Annotated in this window: 8 protein-coding genes; all 8 read right to left on the reverse strand. The window is 37.6% G+C overall.

Annotated features, from left to right (window positions below):
* Positions 1-112: 112 nt before the first annotated feature.
* The gene (locus tag N784_RS12990; protein WP_036835606.1) at positions 113-1225 is read right to left on the reverse strand and encodes a PIN/TRAM domain-containing protein; all 1113 of its coding nucleotides are present in this window, start codon (positions 1223-1225) and stop codon (positions 113-115) included.
* Positions 1226-1388: 163 nt separating this feature from the next.
* Positions 1389-2462 carry a DNA integrity scanning diadenylate cyclase DisA gene (gene disA, locus N784_RS12995; RefSeq protein ID WP_036835607.1) on the reverse strand — a complete coding sequence of 358 codons (1074 nt, stop codon included), beginning with the start codon at positions 2460-2462 and terminating at the stop codon, positions 1389-1391.
* Positions 2463-3839, reverse strand: a complete 1377-nt coding sequence (radA, locus tag N784_RS13000) for a DNA repair protein RadA (RefSeq protein WP_036835608.1) — start codon at positions 3837-3839, stop codon at positions 2463-2465.
* Between the two features lie 213 nt (positions 3840-4052).
* Positions 4053-6500 carry an ATP-dependent protease ATP-binding subunit ClpC gene (clpC, locus tag N784_RS13005; RefSeq protein ID WP_036835609.1) on the reverse strand — a complete coding sequence of 816 codons (2448 nt, stop codon included), beginning with the start codon at positions 6498-6500 and terminating at the stop codon, positions 4053-4055.
* 16 nt (positions 6501-6516) lie between these two features.
* Positions 6517-7587 (reverse strand): protein arginine kinase, encoded by a 1071-nt coding sequence (locus tag N784_RS13010; protein WP_036835610.1) that lies wholly within the window; start codon positions 7585-7587, stop codon positions 6517-6519.
* Positions 7587-8138, reverse strand: coding sequence for a UvrB/UvrC motif-containing protein (locus N784_RS13015; RefSeq protein ID WP_036835611.1), 552 nt, complete (start codon positions 8136-8138; stop codon positions 7587-7589). The genes N784_RS13010 and N784_RS13015 overlap by 1 nt, the downstream gene beginning before the upstream one ends.
* Before the next feature lie 20 nt (positions 8139-8158).
* Positions 8159-8623, reverse strand: a complete 465-nt coding sequence (locus N784_RS13020; protein ID WP_036835612.1) for a CtsR family transcriptional regulator — start codon at positions 8621-8623, stop codon at positions 8159-8161.
* A 122-nt stretch (positions 8624-8745) separates the two neighbouring features.
* The gene (locus N784_RS13025) at positions 8746-9432 is read right to left on the reverse strand and encodes an MgtC/SapB family protein (RefSeq protein WP_036835613.1); all 687 of its coding nucleotides are present in this window, start codon (positions 9430-9432) and stop codon (positions 8746-8748) included.
* Between the last annotated feature and the right edge of the window lie 237 nt (positions 9433-9669).

The following is a 9669-nucleotide window of genomic DNA, read 5'->3' on the forward strand; positions in this document are numbered from 1 at the left end:
TCTGTACTTTCGTATATTTCCCCTACGGACTTCCCAATAAAGCATTAGACATAACAAAAGCGATAACAAGATCGTTATCACTTTTGTACTTCTATAATTGGTTATACCGCTTTTACAACGCTTTTTCAAGTAATTTCGGCTTTGCAAAAATCATGCGTCCAGCTGAAGTTTGTAAGACACTTGTAACCAGTACTTCAATCGTCTGTCCAATGTAATCTTTACCCTCTTCAACAACGATCATCGTTCCATCATCTAAATAAGCAACACCTTGTTTCTGCTCTTTTCCGTCTTTAATTACTTGAACAGTCATTTCTTCACCAGGTAATACGACTGGTTTTACTGCGTTAGCAAGATCGTTTATGTTTAACACTTGTACATTCTGAAACTCACAAACTTTGTTTAGATTAAAATCGTTCGTCACGACAATACCGTTAATTAATTTCCCTAGCTTCACGAGTTTACTATCTACTTCTTGTATGTCTTCAAAGTCACCTTCATAAATCTCCACGTTTATTGGAATCTCTTTCTGCATTCGATTCAAAACGTCTAATCCTCTTCGTCCTCTATTACGCTTTAGAACATCAGAAGAATCTGCAATGTGCTGCAATTCCTCTAACACAAACTGCGGTATTAAAATTGTACCTTCCAAAAAATGAGTTTGACAAATATCCGCAATACGCCCGTCAATAATAACACTTGTATCTAAAATCTTCGTCTTCGGCGGCTCCTCGGAAGAAAATTCTTCTGTATCACTGCCTTTTTCTTTCTTCTTCTCTTTATCCTTTTTCGTATCTGCTAAAGACAACATACTTTTAAATTCGTCACGACGCTTTAAACCAACTTGAAAACCTAAATAGCCTGTAACAACGGTTAAAAAGATTGGAACAACTTGTGACAAGAATTTAATACCTGTCTCAGCTAATGGAATAGTTGCTAAAAACGCAATAATCAACCCTACAATTAACCCCAAACTACCAAATAACAAATCAGCTACTGGTATGTTGACCAACGTCTCCTCAATCCATTTCAAAAAACGCACTATATAATCAACAGCCCAAAACGTTACGAAATAAGCAATAGCCGCTCCAATGATAGTCGTTGTCACTTGGTTCGATAACCACGTTACATCTCCTAGACTCATCAACTTCATTAAAAATGGTAAATATAAATAACCAATCGTACCACCAGCAAATATAATTAATAATTGCACTACTCTTTTCAGCAACACTGTCACCTCCTAATAAGAAGTATTGCCAACTTTACATAAATAAAACAATATAAGTCCAATTTATACATGATATATGTCACAACATTATCATATTTAGAGAAGATAATCAATTATGACAAAATTAAAATAATATCACATAAACACGAAATATGTCAATTTTTTAAATATGACGATCAATAAATAATTGCTCTTGAATGCGATTTAATCCCTCTTTAATTTTCGCAGCCCGAACTTCACCAATACCTTCTACCTTAACTAACTCCTTAGGGGAAGTTTTCACTACTTCATGTAATGTTTCAAACTGATTTACAATATGTTCTACAATAATAGTTGGCAATCTTGGTATTTTATTTAATATTCGATAACCTCTTGGCATTACAGGATCATCTAACTTTGTCGTCATAGAATATCCTAATACTTTCAATATGTGAGCATCATCTATAAGCTCATGATTAGATACTTCTTGTAACCTTTTCAGAATGGGATATGGTTTGAAGTCTTTGTTTTTACTGTAATCTTTCATTAGTAACGCCGCTTCTTCCTCAATGTTCGCAACTAATTCTGTTAATTGAAGCTGAATTAGTCTGCCTTCTGTGCCAAGCTCGTTAACGTAGTTCAATATTTCATTTTTAATACGTAGCACCATTTCAATACGATGGACTACTTGCACAACATCAGAAAATGTTACCATATCTTCATACTCAAGAGCTCCAAGATTCGTTATTCCTTGGTCCAGCACGTTTTTATACTTCTCTAACGTCTGCATCGCTTGGTTAGCTTTCGTTAAAATAACCCCAATATCCTTCAAGGAGTAACGCATATTCCCTTTGTATAGAGTAATGACGTTTCTCCGTTGAGATATGGCGATGACTAATTCCCCTGTTTGTTTTGCTACTCGCTCCGCTGTACGGTGACGCATGCCCGTTTCCGATGATGTTATGGATGAGTCAGGTATTAATTGCGCATTGGCATAAATAATTTTCGTTGCTTCTTGATTGAGAATAAGGGCTCCGTCCATTTTTGCTAATTCATATAAATTGGCTGGGGTGAAAGGGGTTTTGATAGCAAACCCTCCATCCACTAGTTGTTTCATTTGGTCACTATAACCGATGACAATTAAGCCACCTGTATTGGCTCGTAATATATTATCAATTCCTTGGCGTAGTGGCGTTCCTGGAGCTATTAAACACAAAATATCCCCAACTACAGTATTTCTTTTCTCATACCATTCCATTTACGCCCCTCCCAACGATGCTTTCAATGCCTCTTGGACTGAATTTACCCCGACGATCTCTATATCTCGTGGTACACTCCAATCTCCAATGTTCTTCTTTGGGATGATTGCTCGTTTAAAACCAAGCTTAGCTGCTTCCTGTACGCGTTGTTCGATTCGAGAAACCCTTCTTACTTCTCCAGTTAATCCAACCTCTCCGATAAATACATCATCTGGTTTAGAAGATTTGTCTTGAAAACTAGATGCGATACTAATAGCTACTGCTAAATCAATGGCGGGTTCATCTAATTTAACCCCTCCAACTACTTTCACATATGCATCTTGATTCTGTAGCAACATACCTACACGCTTTTCAAGAACTGCCATTAATAGCGGTACACGATTATAATCAATACCTGTAGCCATTCTTCTTGGATTACCATATGCTGTCGGGGAAATAAGCGATTGAATTTCTACCAGTACAGGCCTCGTTCCTTCCATCGAGGCAACAACTGTCGAACCTGCTACCCCTTGCGACCTTTCCTCTAAAAAGATTTCTGAAGGATTAGCCACTTCACGAAGGCCTTCTTCTTTCATTTCAAAAATACCCATCTCATGCGTACTGCCAAAACGATTCTTCACACTTCGCAAAATGCGAAATGTATGATGACGTTCCCCTTCAAAGTAAAGCACTGCATCGACCATATGCTCTAGTAATCGCGGACCTGCTATGGAACCTTCTTTCGTCACGTGTCCAACGATAAAGATTGGCACCCCTTTATGCTTGGCGATACGCATCAATTCACTTGTACATTCACGCACTTGAGATACACTGCCTGGTGCAGATGTGACTTCTTCTTTAAATATCGTTTGAATAGAATCGATAACAACAAAGGAAGGATTGATGTGCTCAATTTGATTCGATACGTCCGCCATATTTGTTTCAGCTAATACATATAGGTTATCAGAGAGCGCATTTAAGCGATCTGCTCGCAATTTCGTTTGTCTAGTTGATTCCTCACCGGAAATATACAACACATTCAATTGCTTGTTCGCTAACTGAGAGGATAATTGAAGTAGTAATGTTGACTTACCAATACCCGGATCCCCACCTATTAAAACAAGGGAACCTGGTACAATTCCACCACCTAATACCCGATTCACTTCTGGCATGTCTGTTTCTATTCGCGGTTCTTTTTCCGATTTAATCTTTGTAATTTGTTCTGGTTTTTTTCGAATACTAGAATCACTCGTTACAAATGTATGCCTGCTTGATGGTTTAGATGTTAATTCTTCAACTAGCGTGTTCCAATTATTACACGATGGACACTTTCCCATCCATTTCGGAGTTTCATAACCACACTCTTGGCATACAAATTTCACTTTCTTTTTCGCCATTCTCATTTGCTCCTTCTTTAAGGAGGAGCCCTTATTTGTTATTATCTCATACATAAACGGAAATGATGAGTTACAATGTATTTACAAAAACATTACTGCTTCATTAAATCTATTAGAGTCTTATATATATATATTGACGTTTATGCATAATCATTTGTTTCAAAAACTATTCAAAAAAAAAACGGAAGGTGATTACCTTCCGTTTTTCAGGGATTATGCGGATGGAATACTATCTTTTTCGGAAACATAGAAAGTTCCGTCTTCATTTACATCAATCGTTACTTTTTGTCCAGTTGAAATCGTACCTTTTAGTAATTCTTCGGACAGTAAATCTTCTACATTCTTTTGGATGGAGCGACGTAAAGGCCTTGCTCCGTACTCAGGGTCAAATCCTTCATTTGCAATTTTATCTATAGCAGCATCCGTTAGTTCAAATTCCATTTCTTGCTCTGTTAAGCGTTTTTGCAATTGCTTAACCATTAACAGAACAATATCTTTCATATGCTTTTTCTCTAGTGAGTGGAAGACCGTAATTTCATCAATACGGTTCAGGAATTCAGGACGGAATGTTTTTTTCATTTCTTCCATTACTTTCGATTTCATATCTTTATAATCTTGCTCACTATCACCTAGAGTAAAGCCTACATATTTATTACGTTTAAGTTCTGTTGCTCCTACGTTGGAAGTCATAATGATTACCGTATTACGGAAATCCACCGTTCTACCTTTCGAGTCTGTTAATCGGCCGTCTTCCAACACTTGTAATAATGTGTTAAACACATCTGGATGAGCCTTTTCAATTTCATCAAGTAGCACAACGGAATATGGCTTTTGTCTTACTTTTTCCGTTAGCTGTCCACCTTCATCATACCCTACATATCCAGGAGGAGAACCAACTAATCTAGAAGTCGAATGCTTCTCCATATATTCGGACATATCAATTCGAATCATCGCATCTTCATCACCGAACATGGTTTCTGCTAAAGCACGCGCTAATTCTGTTTTCCCGACCCCTGTTGGTCCTAAGAAAATAAAAGAACCAATCGGGCGCTTCGGATCTTTAAGACCAGCCCTGGCACGACGAATCGCTTTTGAAATAGAGACAACCGCCTCATCTTGACCAATAACACGATTATGAAGCACTTCTTCCATATTTAAAAGGCGCTCTGTTTCATCTTTAGCTAACTTAGATACAGGTACCCCTGTCCATGTAGAAACAATGGTCGCGATATCCTCTTGCGTCACTTCTGAATTCTCTTGTCCTTGCTTTTCTTTCCATTCATCTTTCGTCTTATCTAACTGCTCTCGTAATTTCTGCTCATCATCACGAAGAGAAGCCGCTTTTTCGAATTCTTGACTTTGCACTGCCGCATCTTTCTCTTTGCGCACTTCTTCTAATTGGCTTTCTAAGTCTTTCAAATTTGGTGGTGCCGTATAAGAACGTAATCGTACGCGGGATGCTGCCTCATCAATTAAATCAATCGCTTTATCTGGTAAGAAACGGTCTTGGATGTAACGGTTCGATAATTGTACTGCTGACTTAATAGCCTCATCTGTAATGGTTACACGGTGATGTGCTTCATAGCGATCCCGCAAACCTTGTAGAATTTGTTCCGATTCTTCTAACGTAGGCTCATCAACTCGAATTGGTTGGAAGCGTCGTTCAAGAGCGGCGTCTTTCTCAATATATTTACGATATTCATCCAACGTGGTAGCTCCAATACATTGTAAATCGCCCCGTGCCAAAGATGGTTTTAAGATGTTCGAAGCATCAATAGCTCCCTCTGCACCACCTGCACCAATTAATGTGTGTAGCTCATCAATGAATAGAATGATATTACCTGCTTGACGAATCTCTTCCATAACTTTTTTCAAGCGATCTTCAAATTCACCACGATATTTCGTCCCTGCAACAACAGTTCCCATATCTAATGTCATCACACGTTTATCTCGTAAAATCTCCGGAACTTCATTATTAATGATTTGTTGAGCTAATCCTTCTGCTATCGCTGTCTTTCCAACACCAGGCTCTCCAATTAAGACAGGGTTATTCTTCGTTCTTCGGCTCAACACTTGAATAACACGTTCAATTTCTTTACTCCGACCGATGACCGGATCAATATTGCCTTCTTTCGCAACAACTGTTAAATCTCGTGCTAATGAGTCTAATGTTGGTGTATTCGCATTCGACGCCTGTCTGCTGCTTCCGTTATTAGAGGTTGACTCATTACTACCTAACAGCTGTAACACTTGTTGACGGGCTTTATTTAAGCTCACCCCTAAGTTATTTAACACACGTGCTGCAACGCCTTCTCCTTCACGAATTAATCCTAATAGAATATGCTCTGTTCCAACATAAGAGTGACCTAACTTTCTTGCTTCATCCATGGAAAGCTCAATGACCTTCTTCGCTCTCGGTGTGTAATGAATCGTTTGTGATACTTTGTCACCTGAACCGATAAGTTGTTCTACTTCCTCTTGGATTTGCTCTGCCGCTAAACCTAAAGCACCTAATGCCTTTGCAGCAATACCCTCACCTTCACGAACTAACCCTAACAGAATATGCTCTGTTCCAATGTTATTATGACCTAAACGAACTGCTTCCTCTTGTGCTAAAGCTAGAACTTTCTGTGCTCTTTCTGTAAAACGCCCGAACATCATAGGGCTTCCCTCCTAACTAAATATTGTTTGCTAAATGTAGTCTCTCCCTAATCAATGAAGCTCGCTTAACATCACGCTCTTCAGGAGATAATTTCTTGTTAGCATATTGTTGTAAAAAGCCTGGTTGTGTTAACACCATTAACTCATTCAAAATGGATCTTGATAAATGTTCTATATACCTTAAGTCTATTCCCAATCGTACATCAGATAAACATTTTGCAGCTTCTTTGGATTCCATAATTCTACTATTTGCTAAAATACCATAAGAACGAAAAATTTTATCCTCCAATGCGACAGGAGATTGTTCCATTATTTTTCCTCTAGCATGGCGTTCTTGCTCAATCAACTGTTGTACCACACTAATTAAATCCTCTACTATATCTTTCTCTGATTTGCCTAACGTAATTTGGTTCGATATTTGAAAGATATTACCTAAAGCTTCGCTACCTTCCCCATAAATTCCTCTAACAACTAGCCCTAATTGATTAATTGCAGGAATAAGACGATTCATTTCCTTGGTTAAGGTAAGCCCTGGTAAATGCATCATAACAGACGCTCTCATTCCTGTACCCACATTAGTAGGGCAACTCGTTAAATATCCTCGTTTTTCATCAAAAGCGAAGTTAATTTTCTCTTCTAACCAATCATCTAATTCAAATGCTTGTTCTAGCGCATGCTCTAACTGGAAACCTGGAACATAAAGCTGAATTCGAATATGATCTTCTTCATTCACCATAATAGATACTTGCTCATTCCGAGAAATTAACGCAGCACCATGATTGGAGTTATTAACCAAATGTGGACTTACTAAATGCTTTTCAACTAATACACGTTTTTCAATTGATTGTAACTCTTGCACACGAATAAGTTCAAAGTCTTTGTAAGAGCGGAAAGATTGTTCATGATATGCTTGCTGAAAAAAATCAAGTATCCGCTCTAGATCGTTTTGATTAGCTAAGATAGGAAAAGCCACTTGATCAAAGTTCCTCGCTAAACGAATACGACTACTTAACACGATGTCACTATCGGGACCTTCTTCTTGCATCCATGGACTAATAGCTTCATTCATAAATTGCTCTAGGGACATTACTGATCACCATCCCCTTGTTCAGAATGTAATTGCTGCTCTAACGACCTGATACGATCCCTTACTTGAGCAGCCTCTTCAAAAGCTTCTTCATTAATTAATTGTTGAAGATGTTGCCGTTCCTTCTCTAACTGTTTGCGGACGTGTAAATTTCCGCCCATCCTTTTAGGTACTTTCCCATCATGAATAGTATTCCCGCTGTGGACCCTCCGAAAAATAGGATTTAACTTCTCCCCAAACGCTTCATAACAATGCGCACATCCAAATTTACCAATACGAGTAAACTCATTGTAAGTAAGGCCGCATTTCTCACATTGTACTTTTTGGGTTGCTGTATAGGCGTTCGAATTTTGAGACTCTGTTAACTGGTAAGAGTCAAAGTTAAATAACCCCGATAATAGATTATGCAATGAAAACGATTCGTTATATTGGGACATGTACCCTTTTTCTTGTGCACATTTCTCACACAAATGAATCTCTTTTTTATTACCATTAATCACTTGACTAAAGTGCAAAGTTGCAGGGCGTTGTTGGCATTCTTGACAGTCCATACCAGTATTCCCTCCCTCATTTATTCTTTATACTTCAACGTTGTAAGCATGGAAGACAAAATCCGAGAACGTAGCTCATCTCGTAATACAAGCTGAACATTTAATACATTACGTGTAATCGCACTGACCATTATTTTTGCCTCACGTGCTGTAATCATTTCTTCCTCTAATAGCCGCTCAATTACATCAATAGCAGCTTGTTGACTAATCTTTGGCTGAACTAAGCTTATTAACTCTTCTAAAAGTTGAATCTTATCCTGAGGTTGAACGCGGATAATCCGAATATATCCACCACCACCACGCTTACTTTCTACAACATAACCTTTTTCTATTGTAAATCTAGTATTAATTACATAATTAATTTGTGAAGGTACACATTGAAAAAGAGCTGCTAGTTCACTTCGTTTAATTTCAATCGCTTTATGATTATTTGTAGCAATGATTTCCTTTAAGTGAGCCTCAATTACATCAGAAATATTAGCCAAGGTCCCTCCTCCTCTTTTTTGACTTTGACTATCTTTGACTATATTTTTATTATACTTATTTTTAAAAGGAATGCAAACAAAACACTCATCAACAGTTTTCCCCTACCACTTATAAGCATACATTAAACATTCCACACACTCAGAACATTGTGTATGTGAGAAATCTCATCAGAAAATGTAACAATATTTAAGCTTTTATTCGGTTTTATCTCCAACATAATACGTTTATCACTTTCGTTTCCATTATGCATTTCAATTTTTTGCACATCTACATAATATTTGGTGCATAAACGTATTAATTCCTCTATATCGAAATTTTGATAAACGGTCATTTGTATAACGATATTCGATTTCCTCTTGATTACACTTTCTACATGATTCAACAAAATTAAGCTTATTAATACAACAATTGTAGCTAAAACAGCAGGCCCGTATAACCCAGCTCCAATTACCAACCCAATCCCTGCAACAACCCAAATGGAAGCGGCAGTTGTTAATCCTCGAATAGTCAAACCATGAACTAAAATCGTCCCAGCTCCTAAAAATCCAACTCCACTTATAACATATGAAGGGATGCGAGAAGGATCAAATCGAATACTAGAATTAGAATCTAAATAACCCACAAACCCATATAATGACAAAAGCATCATTAAACACGAACCAACACCAACTAAAATATGTGTACGAAAACCAGCTGAACGATTCTTTAACTCCCTCTCAAACCCTATTAATCCACACAGTACAACGGTAGTAACTAACCGAGCAAGCATAAGCAATAAGTATTCCTCAACAAAGATTGAAAAAGACATAAGAAGCATCTCCTCTCGACTCATCCTATACATTCTCGCTCTCTATGTGATTAATATGAAGTGAGAAAGGTAGTTATATTATTTACCCGTTTCCGGATTCATTTTAACTCCTGAATATATTAGAACTAGAGTACAAAAAGATTATGGATTTAAAATACATTTTTCCAACACAAAAAAACCTTTAGAAAATCATTTCTAAAGGTTTTTTTGCCTGGCGACGTCCTACTCTTGCGGGGA

Origin of the sequence: Pontibacillus litoralis JSM 072002, from assembly GCF_000775615.1 — a bacterium.
GTDB lineage: Bacteria > Bacillota > Bacilli > Bacillales > BH030062 > Pontibacillus > Pontibacillus litoralis.